Source organism: Stenotrophomonas sp., assembly GCF_032056425.1.
Classification (GTDB): Bacteria; Pseudomonadota; Gammaproteobacteria; order Xanthomonadales; family Xanthomonadaceae; genus Stenotrophomonas.
In genome coordinates, this window is record NZ_DAMBCN010000001.1 from 1 (window position 1) to 20,507 (window position 20,507).

At 68.2% G+C, this 20,507-nt stretch carries 16 protein-coding genes and 1 tRNA gene; 7 read left to right on the top strand and 10 right to left on the bottom strand.

What is annotated here, in order from left to right:
• Positions 1–221 precede the first annotated feature (221 nt).
• Positions 222–968: a sulfite exporter TauE/SafE family protein gene (locus tag RTY46_RS00005; protein WP_312706078.1), complete on the bottom strand. Its 747-nt coding sequence runs from the start codon at positions 966–968 to the stop codon at positions 222–224.
• 97 nt (positions 969–1,065) lie between these two features.
• On the opposite strand from RTY46_RS00005, the gene RTY46_RS00010 reads away from it, so the two are divergent.
• Complete coding sequence (locus RTY46_RS00010) at positions 1,066–1,959, top strand: LysR substrate-binding domain-containing protein (protein ID WP_312706079.1); 894 nt, start codon at positions 1,066–1,068, stop codon at positions 1,957–1,959.
• 56 nt (positions 1,960–2,015) lie between these two features.
• Positions 2,016–2,100: transfer RNA gene (locus RTY46_RS00015), tRNA-Leu, on the top strand.
• A gap of 203 nt (positions 2,101–2,303) precedes the next feature.
• Here the strand turns inward: RTY46_RS00015 and emrB are convergent.
• The 4 genes from emrB to RTY46_RS00035 are packed head-to-tail and all read right to left on the bottom strand — an operon-like array spanning position 2,304 to position 7,037.
• Positions 2,304–3,890 (bottom strand): multidrug efflux MFS transporter permease subunit EmrB, encoded by a 1,587-nt coding sequence (gene emrB, locus RTY46_RS00020; protein ID WP_312706080.1) that lies wholly within the window; start codon positions 3,888–3,890, stop codon positions 2,304–2,306.
• An 8-nt stretch (positions 3,891–3,898) separates the two neighbouring features.
• Positions 3,899–5,077, bottom strand: a complete 1,179-nt coding sequence (gene emrA, locus RTY46_RS00025) for a multidrug efflux MFS transporter periplasmic adaptor subunit EmrA (protein WP_312706081.1) — start codon at positions 5,075–5,077, stop codon at positions 3,899–3,901.
• A gap of 11 nt (positions 5,078–5,088) precedes the next feature.
• The gene (gene emrC / locus RTY46_RS00030; RefSeq protein ID WP_312706082.1) at positions 5,089–6,582 is read right to left on the bottom strand and encodes a multidrug efflux transporter outer membrane subunit EmrC; all 1,494 of its coding nucleotides are present in this window, start codon (positions 6,580–6,582) and stop codon (positions 5,089–5,091) included.
• Positions 6,579–7,037: a MarR family transcriptional regulator gene (locus tag RTY46_RS00035; protein ID WP_312706083.1), complete on the bottom strand. Its 459-nt coding sequence runs from the start codon at positions 7,035–7,037 to the stop codon at positions 6,579–6,581. Before RTY46_RS00035 ends, emrC begins: the two co-directional genes overlap by 4 nt.
• A 146-nt stretch (positions 7,038–7,183) precedes the next feature.
• Between RTY46_RS00035 and RTY46_RS00040 the strand changes: the two genes are divergently transcribed.
• Together RTY46_RS00040 and parC are read left to right on the top strand one after the other, a co-directional pair.
• Entirely contained in the window at positions 7,184–8,092 is a 909-nt protein-coding gene (locus tag RTY46_RS00040) for a helix-turn-helix transcriptional regulator (protein ID WP_312706084.1), read from the top strand.
• 59 nt (positions 8,093–8,151) lie between these two features.
• A complete protein-coding gene (gene parC / locus RTY46_RS00045) occupies positions 8,152–10,395 on the top strand; it encodes a DNA topoisomerase IV subunit A (protein ID WP_312706085.1) in 2,244 nt (747 codons plus the stop codon).
• Positions 10,396–10,722: 327 nt separating this feature from the next.
• On the opposite strand, the gene bfr is transcribed toward parC, so the two are convergent.
• A complete protein-coding gene (gene bfr, locus RTY46_RS00050; RefSeq protein WP_108749081.1) occupies positions 10,723–11,211 on the bottom strand; it encodes a bacterioferritin in 489 nt (162 codons plus the stop codon).
• A gap of 149 nt (positions 11,212–11,360) precedes the next feature.
• Between bfr and RTY46_RS00055 the strand changes: the two genes are divergently transcribed.
• Positions 11,361–13,691 carry a penicillin acylase family protein gene (locus RTY46_RS00055; protein ID WP_312706086.1) on the top strand — a complete coding sequence of 777 codons (2,331 nt, stop codon included), beginning with the start codon at positions 11,361–11,363 and terminating at the stop codon, positions 13,689–13,691.
• A gap of 91 nt (positions 13,692–13,782) precedes the next feature.
• Here RTY46_RS00055 and RTY46_RS00060 read toward each other — a convergent pair whose 3' ends face one another.
• A complete protein-coding gene (locus tag RTY46_RS00060) occupies positions 13,783–15,171 on the bottom strand; it encodes a cation:proton antiporter (protein ID WP_312706087.1) in 1,389 nt (462 codons plus the stop codon).
• A 68-nt stretch (positions 15,172–15,239) separates the two neighbouring features.
• Entirely contained in the window at positions 15,240–16,931 is a 1,692-nt protein-coding gene (gene asnB, locus RTY46_RS00065; RefSeq protein ID WP_312706088.1) for an asparagine synthase B, read from the bottom strand.
• A gap of 354 nt (positions 16,932–17,285) precedes the next feature.
• On the opposite strand from asnB, the gene RTY46_RS00070 reads away from it, so the two are divergent.
• Positions 17,286–18,164, top strand: a complete 879-nt coding sequence (locus RTY46_RS00070; RefSeq protein ID WP_312706089.1) for a tetratricopeptide repeat protein — start codon at positions 17,286–17,288, stop codon at positions 18,162–18,164.
• Positions 18,165–18,261: 97 nt separating this feature from the next.
• The gene (locus RTY46_RS00075) at positions 18,262–18,945 is read left to right on the top strand and encodes a pentapeptide repeat-containing protein (RefSeq protein WP_312706090.1); all 684 of its coding nucleotides are present in this window, start codon (positions 18,262–18,264) and stop codon (positions 18,943–18,945) included.
• Positions 18,946–19,009: 64 nt separating this feature from the next.
• Here the strand turns inward: RTY46_RS00075 and dapE are convergent, their stop codons facing one another.
• Together dapE and RTY46_RS00085 are read right to left on the bottom strand one after the other, a co-directional pair.
• The gene (gene dapE, locus RTY46_RS00080; protein WP_312706091.1) at positions 19,010–20,137 is read right to left on the bottom strand and encodes a succinyl-diaminopimelate desuccinylase; all 1,128 of its coding nucleotides are present in this window, start codon (positions 20,135–20,137) and stop codon (positions 19,010–19,012) included.
• The gene (locus RTY46_RS00085; RefSeq protein WP_312706092.1) at positions 20,134–20,499 is read right to left on the bottom strand and encodes an arsenate reductase; all 366 of its coding nucleotides are present in this window, start codon (positions 20,497–20,499) and stop codon (positions 20,134–20,136) included. The genes dapE and RTY46_RS00085 overlap by 4 nt, the downstream gene beginning before the upstream one ends.
• Positions 20,500–20,507: the final 8 nt, after the last annotated feature.

A 20,507-nucleotide genomic window follows, 5' to 3' on the forward strand; every position in this document is an offset into this window, starting at 1 on the left:
GTTTCAGGTACTAGCGGGTAAAACCGTGGAGGTTCGAGTCCTCTCCTGGGCACCACGTCGAGAATGAAAAAGACCCGCGAAAGCGGGTTTTTTCATGCCCGCGATCCGGGCCAAGCCGCCCCGTAGAGTCGAGCTTGCTCGACTGCTCTACATGGAATCAGTCGAGCAAGCTCGACTCTACAAATCGGTGCAGTCGAGCATGGCTCGACTCTACCAAAACATCAGAACAACGGCCGCAGCACCAGCTCCAACCCCAGCAGCAAAAGGAACCCCAGGAAGCACGCGCGGAACACCCGTGCACTGATGCGCTGCCGGATCACCTGCCCCAGCCACATGCCCGCCAGCGCCGGCACCACCGCCAACGCACTCATACCCAGCTGCTGCACGCCAAAGGCGCCATGCAGCACCAGGCCCGTGGTCAGCGAAATCGTCGATACGGTGAACGCCAGGCCCAGCGCCTGCACCAGTTCGTCGCGCTGCAGGCCCAGCGACTGCAGGTAGGGCACGGCCGGCATCACGAATACGCCGGTGGCACCGGTCACCACGCCGGAAATCGCCCCGACCAGCGGCCCCAGCCAGCGCTCGCGCCGCTGCGGTACATGGAACACCGGCGCGACCAGGGCGTACAGCGCATACACCACCAACGCCACGCCCAGCGCCATGCGCGAGAGATCACGGTCAACCCGCACCAGCAGCGCCGCCGAGCCCAGCGTCACCACCACCACCGCCAGCATCATCGGCCACAACCGCCGCACGGTATGGCCCAGCGATGGACCGGACAACAGCTGCCAGGCATTGGTCACGAAGGTCGGAATGAACAGCATCGATGCGGCCGCCACCGGCGACAAGGCGCCGCCCAGCAAGCCCATCGCTACCGTCGGCAGGCCCATGCCGGTCACACCCTTGACCACGCCGGCCAGCACGAACACCACCACCAGCAACCCATAGAAGTACATCATCTCGTTCATGCCGCCATTGGATCGGCCCTGGCAACGGCGCACAATGCGGCTTTGCGGTCGAAGCCTTCGGACCACCCGAAGGCAGGCCCGCACCGAGGCTCCTTCCATGCGACTGGACATTGCCGATCTGCGCCTGTTCCTGGCCGTAGCCGATGCAGGCAGCATCACCTCCGGCGCGGCACAGGCGAACCTGGCCCTGGCCTCGGCCAGCGAACGCCTGCGCGCGATCGAAGCCGATGCCGGCAGCCCCCTGCTGACGCGCCACCCACGCGGTGTCAGCCTGACCGAAGCCGGTGCCGCCCTCGCCCACCATGCACGCCTGATCCTGCAGCAGCAGGCGCAGCTGCGCGGCGAACTGCAGGCGTTCGCGCACGGTGCGCGCGGCACCCTGCACCTGTACGCCAACACGGCCGCACTGACCAACTACCTGCCCGCTCGCCTGGCACCGTGGCTGGCCCAGCGGCCGCGGTTGCGGGTGGAACTGCACGAACGCACCAGCACCGAAATCGTGCGCGCGCTCGGCGCCGGCCAGGCCGAAGCCGGCATCATCAGCGACGCGGTGCCGGCCGAAGGACTACAGCGCCATGTGGTGGCCGAAGATCCGTTGGTGATGCTGCTGCCCGGCCACCATCGCTTTGCTCGACGGCGCAGCGTCTGCTTCGCCGATGTGCTGGGTGAAACCTTCGTCGCGCTGGCCGACGGCAACGCCCTGCAGACCTACATCGAAGAACTGGCCGCCGCGGCCGGTCGCGTGCTGGATGTGCGCATCCGCATGAAAACCTTCGAAGGGCTGTGCACGATGGTCGGCCATGGCATCGGCGTAGGCATCATGCCGCGCACGCTGGCCCAGCAGCACCGACGCCGCACCGGCACCGTTGCCGTGCCACTCGACGATGCCTGGGCACAGCGCCGCCTGTGCGTGTGCTTCGCCGACGCGCAGGCACTGTCGGCGCCGATGCGCAGCCTGCTGCAGCACCTGGGCGTTCGCACTGAAAAATAAGTGTGAAATTGTGTTGACACATCGGCGTGCTTACCGCACAATTTCTCTCCTGAGTCGCCCAGGTGGCGGAATTGGTAGACGCACTAGTTTCAGGTACTAGCGGGTAAAACCGTGGAGGTTCGAGTCCTCTCCTGGGCACCATGACTCAAGATGATCAAACCCGCGAAAGCGGGTTTTTTCGTTTCCGGGGTTTGACGATTGCACGGCGCGGGATCCATCCACGCATGGCGTGGATCTACCGACACGCCGACGCGCCCGCAGTAGATCCACGCCATGCGTGGATGCGGTGCAAACAAAAACCCCGCCTTGCGGCGGGGTCTTTGCATTTCAACGGCACTGAACGATCAATGCCCACCGGCAGACGCGGCACCGGCGCCGGCGCCAAACGGCGGCTTGGCCAGCCACAGGAAGGCGATGATCGCCAGGAAGGTCCAGCCCAGCAGGTAGAAGATGTCGTTGAACGCCATCTGCGAGGCCTGGTGGTTGATCATGTTGTTGAGCACCGCGGCGCCATGCTGCAGGTCGCCCTGCCCCATCGCGGTCACCTGGTCCTGCATGCCCGGCTGGTAGGCCGAGATGTGTTCGGTCAGGTCGGCGTGGTGCACCTGGGTACGCCGCGCCCACAGCCAGGTGGTCAACGATGCGGCGAAGCTGCCACCCAGCGTACGCAGGAAGGTGGCCAGGCCAGAGCCCGCCGCGATCTCGCGACCGTCCAGGTCCGACAGCAGGATCTGCAGCACAGGCATGAAGAACAGCGCCACGCCAATACCCATGATCAGCTGCACGCCAGCCACATGCGCGTAGTCCACCTGCAGGTTGAAGTTGGACCGCAGGAAGCTGGTGAAGGACAGGAACACGAACGCGAACGAAGCGATCATGCGCATGTCGAAGCGCGAGGCGTACTTGCCGACGAACGGGGTCATGATCACCGGCAGGATGCCGATCGGCGCCGTGGCCAGGCCCGCCCAGATGGCGGTGTAGCCCATGTCACGCTGCAGCCATTGCGGGATCAGCAGCGACACGCTGAAGAACGCCGCGTAGGCCACCACCATCGCCAGCGTACCGGCACGGAAGTTGCGGTGGCGGAACAGCTTCAGGTCGACGATCGGGTCCTTGTCGGTCAGTTCCCAGATCAGGAACACCGCCAGCGCCACCACGGCCACGCAGGCCAGCACCACGATCTTGGTCGACGCGAACCAGTCTTCGTCGTTGCCCAGATCCAGCACCAGCTGCAGCGCGCCCACGCCAATCACCAGGGTGACCAGGCCGACGTAGTCCATCTTCGGCTTTTCAATCTGCTCCGGGCGCCCCTTCAACTGGTTGCCCACCACCAGCGCGGCGAAGATACCCAGCGGCACGTTGATAAGGAAGATCCATTCCCAGCTGTAGTTGTCGGTGATCCAGCCGCCCAGGATCGGGCCGCAGATCGGCGCCACCACGGTGATCATCGCCAGCAGGGCAAGCGCCTGCCCGCGTTTCTCGCGTGGATAGATCGACACCAGCAGCGACTGGGTGATCGGGTACATCGGGCCGGCCACGAAGCCCTGCAGCGCACGCGAGACCACCAGCATGCCCATGCTCTGCGCCAGGCCGCACAGCAGCGAAGTGATGACGAAAGCCAGCGTGGCCCAGATGAACAGCTTGCGCTCGCCGAAGCGGCGGCTGAGCCAACCGGTCAGCGGCAGCGCGATGGCCGTGCTGACCGCGAACGAGGTGATGACCCAGGTGGCCTGCTGCGAACTGGCGCCGAGGTTGCCGGCGATGGTGGGCAGCGAGACGTTGGCAATGGTGGTGTCGAGCACCTGCATGAACGAGGCCATCGCCAGGCCCACGGTGCACAGGGCCACGCTGGGCGGCAGGAATCCGGCGGCCGCACCCGGCGCCGCCGGTGCGCCCGGCGTTCCGGGCGCGGCTGGAGCTTGTGCGGACATGGCCGACCTCAGCTCGCCTTGGCCTGCTGCGGCAGGTTGCCCTGGATGATCGTGTGGATCACCTCGTCGGCATCGCGCAACTGCTTGGCATACACATCGGTGTCGAACACGGTGCCCTTGGCGGCAGCGGTCGGCAGCACTTCACCCTTCTGGTCGCGCAGGCTCACTTCAGCCTTCATCGACAGGCCAATGCGCAGCGGGTGTTCGGCCAGCTGCTTGGCGTCGATGGCAATGCGCACCGGCACGCGCTGCACGATCTTGATCCAGTTGCCGCTGGCATTCTGCGCCGGCAGCAGCGAGAACGCCGAACCGGTGCCCAGGCCCAGGCTCTGGATGCGGCCGGTGTACTTCACATCACCGGCATACAGGTCCGACTTCAGCTCTACTTCCTGGCCCAGGCGCATGTGGCGCAGCTGGGTTTCCTTGAAGTTGGCTTCCACCCACATCTGTTCGGTCGGCACCACGGCCATCAGGGCGTTGCCCGGCTGCACGCGCTGGCCCACCTGCACCGAACGGCGGGCAACGTAGCCGGTGACCGGCGCGACGATGCCGGCGCGGGCGTTGTTGAGGAAGGCCTGGCGCAGCTCTGCGGCGGCCGCCTGCACGTCCGGCTGGGTGGCGATCACGGTGTCATCGACCAGCGCGCGGTTGCGCTCGACGGTCTCGCGCGAACCGGCCACGGCCGCTTCGGCGGCAGCCAGCTCGTCGCGGGCATGGGCCAGTTCTTCATTGGAAATGGCGCCGGTGGCGGCCAGGTCCTTGCGGCGGGCGAAGTCTTCGCGCACGCGCTTCAGGGTCACCTGGCGCGCGTTCAAATCCGCCTGGGCACCTTCCACGCTGCGGTACAGGCCACGGGTCTGGCGCACGGTCTTGGCCAGGTTGGCTTCGGCCTGCTGCAGCGCCACCGAGGTGTCGGCCGGGTCCAGCTGCACCAGCAGCTGGCCGCGCTCCACGCGCATGCCGTCATCGGCATTGATGGCGACCACGGTGCCGGGCACCAGCGGGGTGATCTGCACCAGGTTGCCCTGCACGTAGGCATCGTCGGTTTCTTCGAACCAACGACCGAACATGAAGTACCACAGCGCCAGTGCGGCAAGCAGCAGCACGACGATCACGAACAGGCCGCGCAGCAGGTTGCCGCGGCGGTTGGGGGCGGCGGGTGCCGCAGGAGTCTGGGTCTGGCTCATGGCAGGAATCTTCAGGAATGCGAGGAATCGGAATGGGAGGCGATCGGTGCGCGGTCGGTGTCGCTGGGCTGAAAACCACCACCCAGCGCCTTGCTCAGGCGCACCGAGGTCTGCACCTGCTGCGACTGCAGGCCGGCCAGCTGCTGCTGCGATTGCAGCAGGATGGACTGCGCGCTCAGCACGTCCAGGTAGCTGCCGATGCCGGCGCGGTAGCGCTGCTGGGCGATATCGAAGGCAGCACGCGCGGTATCCACCGCCTGCTGCTGCGACTGCGCCTGCTGGCCCAGCGAGCGCACCGCGTTGACCTGGTCGGCCACGTCGCGCAGCGCGTCCAGCACGGCCTGGTTGTAGTTGGCTACGGCCAGGTCGTACTGCGCATCGGTGTTGGCCAGGTTCGCGCGCAGCTTGCCGCCTTCGAAGATCGGCATGCTCAGCGCCGGGCCGATGTAGGCGAAGGTGGAGCTGCTCTGCAGCAGGTCACCCACGTTGGGCGCGACCACGCCGGCCAGCGCGGTCAGGTTGAAGCTCGGGTAGAACTTGGTCTTGGCCACCTTGATCTGCTTGTCGGCCGCTTCCACGCGCCAGCGCGCGGCGACGATGTCCGGGCGACGGCCCAGCAGTTCGCTGGGCAGCACGCCCGGCAACTGCAGGGCGAGCGGGTTCAGCGGCTGCGGGCGTTCGATCGACAGGCCGCGGTCCGGGCCCTTGCCGACCAGCGCGGCCAGTGCGGTGCGGCCGGCGTCGATGCGCTGCTGGGCGGCCTGCAGCTGCTGCTGCGCGGCCGGCACGCGGGCCTCGGCCTGGCGCACCTGCAGGTCGCTGTCGATGCCGGCACGGCGGCGCTGACGGGTCAGCTCCAGCGACTTCTGCGAACGCGCCAGTTCTTCCTCGGCCACATCGTTGAGCTGCCACGCATAGGCCAGTTCGGCGTAGGCCTGGGCAATACCGGTGGACAGGTTCAGGCGCGCGGCCTGCGCGTCGACGGTGGCCGCGTGTGCGCCATCCACGGCCGCTTCCCAGGCGGCGCGCTTGCCGCCCCACAGGTCGATGCCGTAGCTGAAATCGAAGGCAACCTGGCCGCTGCCACCGTAATGGCCGCCCACTTCATCGCCGGCCATCGATTCGGGCAGGCGCACGCCGGTGTAGCCACCGGACACGGACAGACTGGGCAGGCGATCAGCGCGTGCGGTGCCGACCTGCGACTGCGCCTGGCGCAGGCGCGCGTCGGCGGCGTCCAGGCTGGGATGGCTGGCCAGCCCTTCGGCAATCAGCGCGTCCAGCTGCGCGTCACCGAAGGCCTTCCACCAGTCCTGGGCGGGGAAGCCGGCCGCGCTCAGGTCGCTGTCGGCCAGGGTGCGTTCGCTGTGCAGGCTGCCCACGTCCAGGACGTGGCCCTGCGGGGTCAGGCCGCGGCTGCTGGCGCAGGCGGCCAGGGCCAGGGCCAGCGCGGATACCAGCAGCGCACGCCCGGACCGGCGGAGAGTAAGAGACGGGATCGGGTTCATGGGGTCGTCAGGGAATCGCGGATACGGGTCAGGAGGGACAACAACAGCGCGCGCTCGTCGGCGGACAGATCGCGCAGGGCGAAATCCATCACCGCGTCGCCGCGCTTCTGCAGCCGTGCCCACAGGGCGCGGCCTTCATCGGTCAGCACGATCTGCAGGGCCCGGCGGTCCTGCGCGTGCGGCTCGCGGCGCACGCAGCCCAGCGCTTCCAGCTTGTCCAGCAGGCGGGTCACCGCGCTGGGCACCTGGTCGATGGCCTGGGCCAGCTCGTTGGCCGTGCACGGCGCCATGCGGGCCAGCAGCTTCAGGCCGATGTAATGGGTGAAGCCGATGCCCAGGTCTTCTTCGGCCATGGACGCGTCGAGCTGGCGGACCAGGCCGTCGCGCACCTGGCGCAGCAGCAGGCCAAAGCTGGGGGGGCCGAAGCCGGCAGGGGTCGAGGGAGGACAGATCATGGGAGAGCATTTTCTTCCAAAAAAAATATTTCTCAATGGAAATATTCGATCTGGCATCAAATGCTGTGTTGCAGCAATGGGCTGGATTCGATGAAGGCGCACACCTTAATGGGCCTCCGGACTGGCCCGGTAGTACAATCCAGCCAATGAATGTCACTTTCCAGCCACCCCCGTCCCGCCTGAACGCCGGTGAACCGGGCCCGCCTACCCTGCTGCGCGAGGTGGCGCTGGACTGGTTCGAGCGCAACGACGGCCCGCCGATCATCGCCTTCCGCTTCGACAGCCCGCAGGGGCTGGCCCGCGAAGTGGACTGGCACCACCACGCGCGGGCGCAGCTGATCTGCGTGGAACGCGGCCTGCTGACCACCCGCACCTCGCACGGCACCTGGTCGCTGGCGCCGGGCTCGGCCGGCTGGATGCCGCCGCTGGAAGCGCATACGGTCAGCCTGGACGGGCCGATGCGTGGCTGGGGCATGGCCCTGGCCGCGCCCCTGTGCGCAGACCTGCCGGCCGACCCGTGCGTGCTGGGCCTGTCCCGTCTGGCCCAGGCGGTGGCCGAGCGCATCTGTGAATGGTCGCTGGAATACGACGGCAGCGAGGACCGCCGCCACATCATCCAGGTGATGCTGGACGAGATCCGCAACGCGCCGCGCCAGCGCATGCACCTGCCGATGCCGCGCGACCGGCGCCTGCTGAAGATCGCCTCGCAGCTGCTGGCCGAGCCGTCCGACGAGCGCAGCCTGGCCGACTGGGCACACTGGGCCGGGCTGTCGCCGCGCAGCCTGACCCGCCACTTCCGCGACGAAACCACCCTCAGCTTCGCCCAATGGCGGCAGCAGGCGCGCCTGGCCGAAGCCCTGCGCCGCCTGAGCGAAGGCCACAGCGTGGCCGACATCGCCCACGCACTGGGCTTCAGCAGCGCCAGCGCCTTCGTCACCGTGTTCCGCCGCCACTTCGGCCTGCCCCCCGGGCGCTACCTGGCCCGGGTGGGCAACGGCTTGGAATCCACCCTGGACCCCGCGCGCGGCTTGGCATCCCCCGCCGCATCCGGATAATCAGCGTATTGAGAGCGCCGACCGCCGTCTTCGCCTCCCGACATAGGTAACAACGCCGCATGACCGAACTTGCCCGCCCCGTGTTCCACGGTTTCGAACAACTGCCGCTGCGCGAGTACGCCGAACGCGCTTACCTCGACTACTCCATGTACGTGGTCCTGGACCGCGCCCTGCCGTTCATCGGCGACGGCCTGAAGCCGGTGCAGCGCCGCATCATCTATTCGATGAGCGAGCTGGGCCTGAATGCCGCGTCCAAGCCGAAGAAGTCCGCGCGTACCGTCGGTGACGTCATCGGTAAGTACCACCCGCATGGCGACAGCGCCTGCTACGAGGCGCTGGTGCTGATGGCGCAGCCGTTCTCGTACCGCTACCCGCTGATCGAAGGCCAGGGCAACTTCGGTTCCAGCGACGACCCGAAGTCGTTCGCGGCGATGCGCTACACCGAATCCAAGCTGACCCCGATCGCCGAAGTGCTGCTGGGCGAACTGGGCCAGGGCACCACCGACTGGGCGCCGAACTTCGACGGCACCCTGCAGGAACCGACCTGGATGCCGGCGCGGCTGCCGCACCTGCTGTTGAACGGCACCACCGGCATTGCCGTGGGCATGGCCACCGACGTGCCGCCGCACAACCTCAATGAGATCGTCAGCGCCCTGCTGCACCTGCTGGATGACCCCGACGCCAGCGTGCGCGACCTGTGCGAACACGTGAAGGGCCCGGACTATCCGTCCAACGCCGAGATCATCACCGCGGCCAACGATCTGCGGAACATGTACGAAACCGGCAACGGCAGCGTGCGTGCGCGTGCGACCTTCACCAAGGAAGCCAACAACATCGTGGTGACCGCGCTGCCGTTCCAGGTGTCGCCGTCGAAGGTGATCGAACAGATCGCCGCGCAGATGCGCGCCAAGAAGCTGCCGTGGCTGGAAGACATCCGCGATGAATCCGACCACGCCAACCCGGTGCGCGTGGTGCTGGTGCCGCGCTCGAACCGCGTGGACGCCGAACAACTGATGGGCCACCTGTTCGCCACCACCGACATGGAGCGCAGCTACCGCGTCAACCTCAACGTGATCGGCCTGGACGGGCGTCCGCAGGTGAAGAACCTGAAGACGCTGCTGAGCGAGTGGCTGGCGTTCCGCAGCAGCACCGTCACCCGCCGCCTGCAGCACCGCCTGCAGAAGGTCGAGCGCCGCCTGCACCTGCTGGAAGGCCTGCTGGTGGCATTCCTGAACCTGGACGAGGTGATCCACATCATCCGTACCGAGGACGAACCGAAGGCGGCGCTGATCGCGCGCTTCGGCCTGTCCGAAGACCAGGCCGAGTACATCCTGGAAACCAAGCTGAAGCAGCTGGCCCGCCTGGAAGAAATGAAGATCCGCGGCGAGCAGGACGAGCTGGCCAAGGAGCGCGAGAAGATCCTCGCCATCCTCGACAGCAAGGCCAAGCTGAAGAAGCTGATCCGCGACGAGCTGCAGGCCGACGCCAAGAAGTTCGGCGATGCTCGGCGTTCGCCGCTGGTGCAGCGCCAGGCCGCGCAGGCCATCGATGAAACCGAGCTGGTGCCCAGCGAGCCGATGACCGTTGTGCTGTCGGAGAAGGGCTGGATCCGTGCCGCCAAGGGCCACGACGTCGATGCGTCCGCCCTGTCCTACCGCGATGGCGACGCCCTGCAGGGCGCGGTACGCGCGCGCAGCACCCAGCAGGTCGCCTTCCTCGACAGCGAAGGCCGCGCCTATTCCACGCCGGTGCATACCCTGCCCTCGGCGCGCGGCAACGGTGAACCGCTCACCGGCCGCTTCTCGCCGGCGCCGGGCACCAGCTTCGTCACTCTGGCCAGCGCCGAGCCGGACACCCGCTTCGTGCTGGCGTCCACCCACGGCTATGGCTTCGTTACCCGCTTCGAGAACCTGATCGGCCGCAACAAGGCCGGCAAGGCCATGCTGAACCTGTCGGCCGGCTCGTCGGTGCTGACCCCGGCGGTGGTGGCCAACGTGGCCACCGACCGCATCGTGGCGGTCACCAGTTCGGGCAACCTGCTGGCGATCACCGCCAGCGATCTGCCGGAACTGGACAAGGGCAAGGGCAACAAGATCATCGAGATCCCCAAGGCCAAGCTCGCCACCGAGCGCGTGGTGGCCGTGGTGGCCATCAGCCCGGGCCAGACCCTGCAGGTGCGCAGCGGCCAGCGCACCATGGGCCTGAAGTTCAACGAACTGGAAGCCTACCTGGGCGCCCGCGCCACCCGCGGCCACCTGCTGCCGCGTGGCTGGCAGAAGGTCGAAGGGTTGTCGGTGGAATGACGCCCGCGGGGGTCGGATCCCGTTCCAACGGAACGGGCTCTGACCCCAGGCCCCCGCCCCCTGCTTCGGTAGGTGTCAACCTTGGTTGACACGCCTTGTCGGCCAGCAGACACAAAAAAGCCGGGGCATTCCCCGGCTTTTTCGTTTGTCGGCTGGCGGGCGGTGGAGCGGCTGGCTGGCGAGAGCTGGCGCGCGATGCTCCGGTGCTGGCGGGCGACAGAACGTTGTAGAGTCGAGCCATGCTCGACTCGGATCCAACAGCAGCCGAGCATGGCTCGGCTCTACATGAAGCGAGGCAGCCGGGCATCGCCCGGCGCCACCTGTGGGTCAATGCGCCGGGGCGCCGCCGCTTTCGATCTTGCTCAGCTGGTACAGCTCCAGGCCGATGCGCTTGATCAGGCCCAGCTGCTGTTCCAGCCACCAGGCGTGGTCTTCTTCGGTGTCCTTCAGCTGCGCCAGCAGGATGTCGCGGCTGACGTAGTCGCCGTTTTCCTCGCACAGCTTCATGCCGGCCGCCAGGTTGTTGCGCACGGCGTACTCGGTATCCAGATCCTTCTGCAGCATCTCTTCCACGGTCTTGCCCGGCTCGCTGGCGTGCGGGCGCATGTCCGGGTCGCCGCCCAGGAACAGGATGCGGCGCAGCAGGGCATCGGCGTGCTGGGTCTCCTCTTCCATCTCGTGGTTCAGGCGTTCGTACAGCGCGAACAGGCCCTGGTCCTCGTAGCGGCGGGAATGGATGAAGTACTGGTCGCGGGCAGCAAGTTCGCCGCGCAGCAGTTCCTTCAGGCAGGCGATGACGTCCGGATTGCCTTTCATGGGGGGAGCTCCTGTGAATCGATGGCGCCCATGGTGCCGCATCTGCAATCACGGTGATCTAATCAGAATCAGTCGCAGTTGCGCTCGCGATGCGCCCGGCCAGCGGTGGTGGCTAGAATCGGGGTTCACCTGCTCACAGGCCCCTGTCCATGCGTCGTTGGCTGCTGCGGTTGTTGTGGTGTGTACTCGCCCTGGGCGTATTGGCCAGCCTGGCGATCTGGCTGCTGCTGCGTGGCAGCCTGGCCGAGCTGGACGGCGAACGCGCCCTGCCCGGCTTGTCCGCAGCCGTCAGGGTGGAGCGCGATGCGCGGGGCGTGGTCACCATCACCGCGGCCAACCAGGCCGACGCCATGCGCGCACTCGGCCGCGTGCACGCGCAGGAACGTTACTTCGAAATGGACCTGATGCGGCGCAGTGCCGCCGGCGAGCTGTCGGCGCTGTTCGGACCAGCCGCGATCGAGGCCGACAAGCGCATGCGCGTGCATCGCCTGCGCGCGCGCACCGACGCCCATCTTGCGCAGGCGCTGGGCAGCCAGCCGGCCGTGGTGCAGGCCTATGTGGGAGGGGTGAACGAAGGGTTGGACGCGCTGCCAGTGCGGCCCTGGGCCTACCTGCTGCTGCGCCAGGCACCAAAGACCTGGCAGGCCAGCGACAGCGTGCTGGCAGGGTTGGCCATGTACGCCGACCTGCAGGATCCGGCCAACCAGAACGAACTGGCGCTGGCGCGCATCCGCACGGTGGTGCCGCCGGCGCTGTACGCGCTGCTGGCCCACGATGGCAGCCAGTGGGACGCCCCGCTGCTGGGCGAACCGCGCGGCAACGCAGCACTGCCTGACGCCACTCAGCTGGACCTGCGCAGCCTGCAGGCGGCACCGGCTGCCGCTGCGGCCGACGCCGATGCGGTGGGCAGCAACAACTTCGCCGTCGATGGCACCCTCACCGCTGATGGCCGCGCCATCGTGGCCGATGACATGCATCTGGGCCTGCGCGCGCCGGCGCTGTGGTTCCGTGTGCGCCTGCGCTATCCCGACCCCGCCGCGCCTGGCGGCCAGGTCGATATCAGCGGCTTCTCGCTGCCCGGCGTACCGGCCGTCATCGTCGGCAGCAACGGGCACGTGGCCTGGGGCTTCACCAACAGCTACATCGATACGGCCGACTTCCGCCGCGAAGCGGCCGATGCCGCGGTGACCGTGCACGAGGAACGTATCGAAGTGGCCGGCCAACCGGCCGTGCGCTTCCCGGTGCGCGAAACCGCCTGGGGACCGATCGTGCACACGCACGCAGACGGCAGCGGCGACGCGCTGCGCTGGGTCGCGCAGCTGCCGGGGGCGGTGCGCATGGATTTCGCCGACATGGCCCGCGCCGGTAACCTGGACCAGGCGTTGAAGGTGGCCGACCACGCCGGCATTCCGGCGCAGAACCTGGTCATTGCCGATCGCAGCGGGCGGATCGCCTGGCGGTTGGTGGGCGCGCGGCCCGACCGCGGCCCGGGCTGCCTGCCACAAGGATTCAACGACAACCTGGACACGCCCGACTGCGCACCCTGGGGCATCCGCAGCGATGCCGCTCCAGCGCTGATCGACCCGCCTGAGCATCGGCTGTGGACCGCCAACAGCCGGGTCGTGGACGAACAACGACTGGCCACCGTCGGCAACGGCGGCTACGACCTGGGCGCACGGGGCCAGCAGATCCGCGACCTGCTGGTCGCGCGCGATCGCTTCGACGAACACGCGCTGCTCGCCATCCAGCTGGATGATCGCGCGGTGTTCCTGCAGCGCTGGTGGGCGCTGCTGCAGGCGATCACCGCCAACAGCAGCGACCCCGCGCTGCAGCGGCTGCATGCAGCCAACGCGCACTGGGATGGACGCGCGTCGGTGGATTCGGTCAGCTACCGCATCACCCGCGGCTTCCGCGGCAAGATGCTGGATGCCGTGGAGGGCGCCCTGCTGGCCCCGGCCAAGGCGCGCCTGGGCGATGACTTCCTGCCGCCGCGGCTGGCGCAGCTGGAAGGCGTGGTCTGGCCGATGCTGGAACAGCGCCCGGCGAATCTGCTGCCAGCGGGCGTGGCCAGCTGGGACGACCTGCTGGCCACGGCCGCGCGCGACCTGGAGGCCGACCTGTCGCGGCAGGGGCCGCTGCCACAGCGCACCTGGGGCGAACGCAACACCGCGGCCATCTGCCAGCCAGTGGCACGTGCCCTGCCCGCCTTCGCCCAGCGCTGGCTGTGCATGCCGGCCGATCCGCTGCCCGGCGACCGCGACATGCCGCGTGTGCAGGGGCCGGACTTCGGCGCATCGCAGCGCATGGTGGTGTCGCCCGGTCACGAAGCCGACGGCATCGTGCACATGCCCGGTGGGCAGAGCGGGCACCCGCTATCGCCGTACTGGGGCGCCGGCCACGAAGACTGGGTACACGGCCGCCCGACCCCGTTCCTGCCCGGCCCCGCGCAGCACACGATGACCCTGCTGCCGGCGCGCTGACATCATCTGCAACGGTAGCGCCGGCCCATGCCCGGCGGCGCACGATCCATCCGCGCTGCGCGCTCGCCGGGCATGGCCCGGCGCTACCGGATCAGGCCTTTCGGCGCTCGATCAGGTTCAACAACGGTCCGGTCATCGCGGTGGTCACCAGCGCCATGATCACCAGCACCGCGAACAGACGATCATCCAGCAGGCCCAGTTCGTAGCCCAGGTTCAGCACGATCAGCTCCATCAACCCGCGGGTGTTCATCAGCGCGCCCAGGCGCCAGGCCTCACGGCTGGGCATGCCGGTGCTGCGTGCGGCGCTGAAGGTACCCAGCAGTTTGCCCGCCGTGGCCACTGCAATCACCACCAGGCACAGCAGGATGTCCTGGGTCTGCAGCGCATCGGCGCGCATGCGCAGGCCGGTCATGGCAAAGAACAGCGGCAGCAGCAGGGTCACCGCGAACGGCTCCACCCGCGCCATCAGCAGGTGCCGCAGCTGCTCGTTGGACGACACCGCCACACCCGCGGCGAACGCACCGAACAACGCGTGGATGCCCAGCACTTCGGTCACCAGTGCGCTGGCCAGGGCCAGCAGCAGGATGCCCAGCAGCCAGCGTCCCTCGCGCCCGGCGGTGATCTGCTGGCGGGCGAACCAGGGCTTGACCACGCCCAGCATGATCGCCACGAACACCACCACGCAGACCAGGTTCAGGCTGGCCGTCAGCCAGCCGGTGGCCTGCGCGGCGGCCACGATCAGCGCCAGCAGGCACCACGCGGTAGCATCGCCCAGTGCGGCGCAGGCAATGGCGGTCTGCCCCAGCGGGCTGTGGGTGATGCCACGGTCGGCCAGGATGCGCAGCAGCACCGGGAACGCGGTAATGCTCATCGACACGCCCACGAACAGCGCGAACGCGGTGAATCCCACGCCCTGCGGCCCATGCTGCGGGTACAGCCACACCGCCAGCAGTACGCCCAGCACGAACGGCACGGCAATGCCGGCATGGCTGACGGTGAAGGCGAACCGGCGGCGCCCGCGCAGCGCGCCCAGGTCCAGTTCGGCACCGGCCACCAGCAGGAACATCAGCACGCCCAACTGGCTGAGCATGCCCAGCGGCCCCAGCGAGGCGGCCGGGAACAGCAGGCCATGGACCTGCGGCAGCAGACTGCCCAGCACCAGCGGCCCCATCATCAGGCCGGCGGCCATCTCACCGATCACCGCCGGCTGCCCCAGGCGCTTGAGCAGCGCGCCGGCGCCCTTGGCCACCAGCAGCAGCACCAGCAGCTGCAGCAGGAACAGCCCCAGCGGCGAGGTCAGGTGATGGGCCCAGTCGGCGCCGACCACGGCTTCGGCCCTGGCCGCCGCCGCAGGCACGCCCGGGCCGGCATAGCGCGCCAGCGCCAGGCCGGCCAGCAGCGGCAGACCGGCCCACGCCAGGTAGTGCCAACCCCATTTCATCGGCGGCGCGTGGCCTCCGTCCTGTACGTCCATGAACATTCCCCAATGCGCAGGGGGCCGATGATACGTGCTTGCGCCGGGCATGGCCCGGCGTTACCGGTCATCGATCAGGCCAGGGCCTGTTCATGCACGCCGGCGATGGCGCGGCCGGACGGATCGGCGGCGGCGGCGAAGCTGGCATCCCAGGCGATGGCCGCTGGCGAAGAACAGGCAATGGACTTGCCGCCCGGCACGGTTTCCGCGGCCGCATGGCTGGGGAAGAACTGCTCGAACAGGTGGCGGTAGTAGTACGCCTCCTTGGTCTGCGGCGGGTTGTGCGGGAAGCGCTTGTCGGCCGCCGCCAGCACGCGGTCACTCACCTGCGCTTCGGCATGCGCCTTCAGTCCATCGATCCAGCCGTAGCCCACGCCGTCACTGAACTGCTCCTTCTGCCGCCACAGGATGCTGTCGGGCAGGTAGCCATCGAAGGCCTCGCGCAGCACCGCTTTCTCGATGCGGCGGCCACCGAAGCCGGCACCGACCATCTTGTGGGCGGCGTCGAAGCGCATGGCCACGTCCAGGAACTGGCGGTCCAGGAACGGCACGCGCGGCTCCACGCCCCAGGCCATCATCGACTTGTTGGCACGCAGGCAGTCGTAGTTGTGCAGGGCATCGAGCTTGCGCACCAGTTCCTGGTGGAATTCGCGCGCATCGGGTGCCTTGTGGAAGTACAGGTAGCCGCCGAAGATTTCATCGCTGCCTTCGCCGGACAGCACCATCTTCACCCCCATCGCCTTGATCCGCCGTGCCAGCAGGAACATCGGGGTGGACGCACGGATGGTGGTCACATCGTAGGTTTCGATGTGGCGGATCACTTCCGGCAGCACGTCCAGGCCTTCTTCGAAGGTGTATTCGAAACCGTGGTGCACGGTGCCCAGCGCTTCGGCGGCCACCGCAGCGGCGGCCAGATCCGGCGATCCCTGCAGACCGATGGCGAAGGAGTGCAGGCGCGGCCACCAGGCTTCGCTCTGGCCGCCATCTTCGATGCGGCGACGGGCAAAGCGTGCGGCCACCGCCGCCACCAGCGACGAATCCAGGCCACCGGACAACAGCACGCCGTAGGGCACGTCGCTCATCAGCTGCCGTTCCACCGCCTGTTCGAAGGCCTGTCGCAGCTCGGCCAGGTCGGCCTGGCGCCCTTCCACATCGGCGTAGTCGCGCCACGGTTGCTGGTAATAGCGGACCAGTTCGCCGCTGGCGCTGTCGTAGTAATGGCCCGGCGGGAACTGCGCCACGTCGGCGCAGGTGTCCACCAGCGCCTTCATTTCCGAGGCCACGCGCAAGCGGCCCTGCGCATCGTGGCCCCAATACAGCGGCACCACGCCGATCGAATCGCGGGCAACCAGCACGCGGCCGGCATCGCGGTCCCACAGGGCGAAGGCAAAGATGCCGTTGATCTGCTCCAGCCACTGCGCCGGCGCGCCACCCTGCCGGTACAGGGCGTTGATCACTTCGCAGTCCGAACCGGTCTGGAAATCGTAGGGCTGGGTCAGACCCGCCTTCAGCGCCTGGTGGTTGTAGATTTCGCCGTTCACCGCCAGCGCCAGCTGCCCGTCCGCCGACAGCAGCGGCTGCGAACCGCCAGCCGGATCGACGATGGCCAGGCGCTCGTGCACCAGCAGTGCGCCGTCGTCCAGGTACACCCCGCTCCAGTCCGGGCCGCGGTGGCGCTGCCGCTGCGACAGTTCCAACGCGTGGCGGCGCAGGGCGGGAAGATCGTCACCGGCCTGCAGGCCGAAGATGCCGAAGATCGAACACATGGGAGGGCTCCTGTTGTGGGGGATTACACGGGGGGAAGGTGTTCGACCGGCCAACCAGGCCCGGGCAGGCGGCGCCCGGGCACAAAAAAACCCGCATCGACCGATGCGGGTTTTCTGGTGTCCGGGCGTATGAAGCTGTCTATCTACCCAGGGCGCAGTCCCGCATCGGCCGCGCACGATTATTCGCGCGCAGATTATTGCGGTTGGTATTGACGGCGGTGGCCAGGCGGATCGACATGGGATTGAAGCTACCCGGCTTTTCCGACCGGTGCAACAGTTGCGTCGGCAACCAGTGCAGGCCGCAGACAGCCGCGCAACGGCATACTGCGCCCCCACCATGGATCGACCACTGGAATGCAGCACCGCATTGGATGCCCCCCGCCCCACCTGTTCGCCCTGGCCTGTGCGCTGGCCCTGGGCGCCTGCAGCAGTCCAGCGCCGCGCACGCCGCCCGCACTGGCCGCGACCTGGGAACGCGAAGCCGGCGATGGTCGCTTCGAGAGCGCCTTCAGTGCCGCCGGGTACTTCGAGGTGCGCAATGACCCACGTGCGCTGGACCTGTACGCCCGGGCGGCCGCCGCACAGCCGTGGACGTTCCAGAACACCCGGGCCGAAGTGGCGCTGGGGCGGATCTGGAGCGAGGGCACGCTGCGCCACGGCACGGCGCCGGACGTGGTCACCGCGCCGCCCATCCGCGCGTCGTGGCGACGTGGCGAGCGCTGGTATCTGGCCGCCGCCCGGCATGGCAATCCCTATGCATTCGCCGACCTGGCCCAGGCTTACCGGCAGCGTGGCGACGCCGCGCAGGCGCTGCGCTGGGACCTGCGGCAGATGGTCTACAAGCGCCTGCCGTCACACTCATCCGGACTGCCGGCCGCACTGGCAACCCAGGACGGCACGCCGCACCCGCAGCTAGTGAAGCTGCAGCAGCGCGCCGCCCGTGGCGATGCCGACGCCCAGGTGGACCTGGGTGCCCTTCTGGAACACGGCGTCGGCATGCCGCGTGATCCCGCGCAGGCGCTGCGGCTGTACCAGCAGGCCGGCGAGCACGGCAATGTGTTTGGCCAGTACTTCGCCGGGCTGCTGCTGGGCCGCGGCGCGCCGGGCGTGCCGCGCGACCGCGATGCCGCCGCGGTCTGGTTCGCGCGCGCCGAAGCACAACAGTTCTACATGGCCGCACCGTCGTACTGGCAGCGTGCGGTGGAGCCGCCGATGTTCAACTTTTCGGAATAACGGCGGCGCTGTACACAGCCACGCCGGCATCACAAGACTGCACCTGCGCCGCAGAGTTGGCGAAAATGGAGCTTGGCTTGAAACAACGGCAGTACACATGGCCCCGGCGCGTTTCCATGGAGAAACCATCGACCGCGCGCGCATGCAGGCGATTGTCGCCGCCCATCCGCGCGCGGCACGCTTCGACGAATGTTCGTTCGAGCACGGCGATTTTTCCCGCCTGGACATGGACGGGTTCCAGTTCGATCAGTGTGCAGTGGCCGGTTCGCAGTGGCTGGCGGCATCGCTGGAGGAAACGCAGTGGAGCCGCTGCCGTGGCGCAGGTGCGGATTTCACCTCGGCGCAGCTGAGCGATTCGCGCTTCGAACACTGCGATCTGAACAACAGTCACTGGCGGCGCTCGACGCTGTCGTCGGTGCAGTTCCTGGGCTGCAAGCTGACCGGCGCGCAGCTGCAGGAAGCCGGTGGCTGGCTGCTGTCGTTCCGCGATTGCCTGCTGGTCAGCGCCGACCTGCGCGGGCTGTCATTCCGCAAGTCGACGTTGTGCGGCAATGATTTTTCCGAAGCCGATGTCGCCGGCTGCGACTTCCGCGATGCAGTGTTCGAGGGCGGCAGCCTGCGCAACGTGCAGGCGCGCTTGGCGCGCTTCGATGGCGCCGACCTGCGCGATACCGATATCAGCGGCCTGAACGTGATGGACGCCAAGCACTTCCGCAAGGCGCGCATCTCGCATGCGCAGGCGGCAGCGGCCATGGCCGCGTTCGGTTTGATCGTGGGCTGACGTGACCGGGGTGTGACACCGGGCCGGCGCCCGCCAACGGGCACCGGCCAGTGCAGGCGCTGGATCAGGCCAGCAGTCGTTCCAGCAGGCGCTGGTACAGCCCGGGCAACGCGTCCAGCTCGTCCACGCGCACGTTCTCGTCCACCTGGTGGATGCTGGCATTCACCGGCCCCACTTCGATGCACTGTGCGCCCAGCGGCGCGATGAAACGTGCATCCGACGTACCGCCACCGGTGCTTTCTTCCGGCGCCCGGCCGATGTGCTCGGCCAGCACCGCGCGCGCGGTGGCGCGCAGGGTACCTTCGGGGGTGTAGAACGGCTCGCCGCTGCGGTGCCACTTCAGGCTGTACTGCAGGCCGTGGCGGTCCAGCAGCGCGCTGATTTCTGCTTCCAGCTTCGGCGCGTCCCAGTGTGGGTTGTAGCGGATGTTGAAATCCACCTCCAGCACGCCGGGAATCACGTTGTTGGCACCGGTACCGGCATGGATGTTGGAGATCTGCAGGCTGGTTGGCGGGAAGCTCTCATAGCCCTCGTCCCAGCGCCGCGCACTCAGTTCGGCCAGCGCCGGTGCGGCCTGGTGGATCGGGTTGCGCGCCTTGTCCGGGTAGGCCACGTGCCCTTGCACGCCCTGCACCTGCAGCTTCGCCGACAGGCTGCCGCGTCGACCCACGCGCAGCAGGTCGCCCAGGGTGGCGGTGGACGACGGCTCGCCGGTGATGCACCAGTCGATGCGCTGCCCGCGTTCGGCGAACAGACGCGCGACGTGGCGCACGCCATCGATGGCATCGCCTTCCTCATCGCTGGTCAGCAGCACGGCCAGCGTGCCGGGATGGTCGGGATGGGCGGCAACGAACTGCTCGGCAGCCACCACGAACGCGGCCACGCTGCCCTTCATGTCGGCCGCGCCACGCCCGTACAGCACGCCCTCGCGGATCTGCGGCACGAACGGGTCGCTCTGCCAGGCCTCGCACGGGCCCGGCGGCACCACATCGGTGTGGCCCAGCAGCACCAGTACCGGCGCGCCACTGCCGTGGGTGGCCCACAGATTGTCGACCTCGCCCAGGCGCAGGTGCTCGCAGTGGAAGCCGGCGGCGGCCAGGCGATCGCCCAGCAGCGTCTGGCAACCGGCATCGTCGGGGGTGACCGACGGCCGCGCGATCAGCGCGCAGGCCAGGTCCAGGACGGCGCTCACGCGCCGCCCACGCCGAAGCGCGCGTTGAAGCCGTTGTCACTGAAGCCCTGGCTGACCGTGCCGTCGGCGGTGACCACCAGCGGACGTTTGATCAGCTGCGGGTATTCGCGCAGCAGCAGCTTCCACTCGGCGTCCGAATCGGCGGCCTTGCGGTTGTCCGGCAGCTGCCGCCAGGTAGTGGACGACCTGTTGACCATCGCGGCCAGGCCGCCCAGCTGCGCGGCCCATTGCAGCAGCGTTTCCGGGCTGGGCTTGTTGTCGCGGTAGTCAACGAAGGTGTACGCCACACCGAAGCGATCCAGCCACTTGGTGGCCTTCTTGCAGGTGTCACAGTTCTTCAGGCCGTAGACGGTGGTGGTCATGCAGGCGC

Coding starts and splice junctions, on each gene's coding strand:
- RTY46_RS00005 (WP_312706078.1), bottom strand. CDS start 968: ATGAACGAGATGATGTACTTCTATGGGTTGCTGGTGGTGGTGTTCGTG.
- RTY46_RS00010 (WP_312706079.1), top strand. CDS start 1,066: ATGCGACTGGACATTGCCGATCTGCGCCTGTTCCTGGCCGTAGCCGAT.
- emrB (WP_312706080.1), bottom strand. CDS start 3,890: ATGTCCGCACAAGCTCCAGCCGCGCCCGGAACGCCGGGCGCACCGGCG.
- emrA (WP_312706081.1), bottom strand. CDS start 5,077: ATGAGCCAGACCCAGACTCCTGCGGCACCCGCCGCCCCCAACCGCCGC.
- emrC (WP_312706082.1), bottom strand. CDS start 6,582: ATGAACCCGATCCCGTCTCTTACTCTCCGCCGGTCCGGGCGTGCGCTG.
- RTY46_RS00035 (WP_312706083.1), bottom strand. CDS start 7,037: ATGATCTGTCCTCCCTCGACCCCTGCCGGCTTCGGCCCCCCCAGCTTT.
- RTY46_RS00040 (WP_312706084.1), top strand. CDS start 7,184: ATGAATGTCACTTTCCAGCCACCCCCGTCCCGCCTGAACGCCGGTGAA.
- parC (WP_312706085.1), top strand. CDS start 8,152: ATGACCGAACTTGCCCGCCCCGTGTTCCACGGTTTCGAACAACTGCCG.
- bfr (WP_108749081.1), bottom strand. CDS start 11,211: ATGAAAGGCAATCCGGACGTCATCGCCTGCCTGAAGGAACTGCTGCGC.
- RTY46_RS00055 (WP_312706086.1), top strand. CDS start 11,361: ATGCGTCGTTGGCTGCTGCGGTTGTTGTGGTGTGTACTCGCCCTGGGC.
- RTY46_RS00060 (WP_312706087.1), bottom strand. CDS start 15,171: ATGTTCATGGACGTACAGGACGGAGGCCACGCGCCGCCGATGAAATGG.
- asnB (WP_312706088.1), bottom strand. CDS start 16,931: ATGTGTTCGATCTTCGGCATCTTCGGCCTGCAGGCCGGTGACGATCTT.
- RTY46_RS00070 (WP_312706089.1), top strand. CDS start 17,286: ATGCAGCACCGCATTGGATGCCCCCCGCCCCACCTGTTCGCCCTGGCC.
- RTY46_RS00075 (WP_312706090.1), top strand. CDS start 18,262: ATGGCCCCGGCGCGTTTCCATGGAGAAACCATCGACCGCGCGCGCATG.
- RTY46_RS00085 (WP_312706092.1), bottom strand. CDS start 20,499: ATGACCACCACCGTCTACGGCCTGAAGAACTGTGACACCTGCAAGAAG.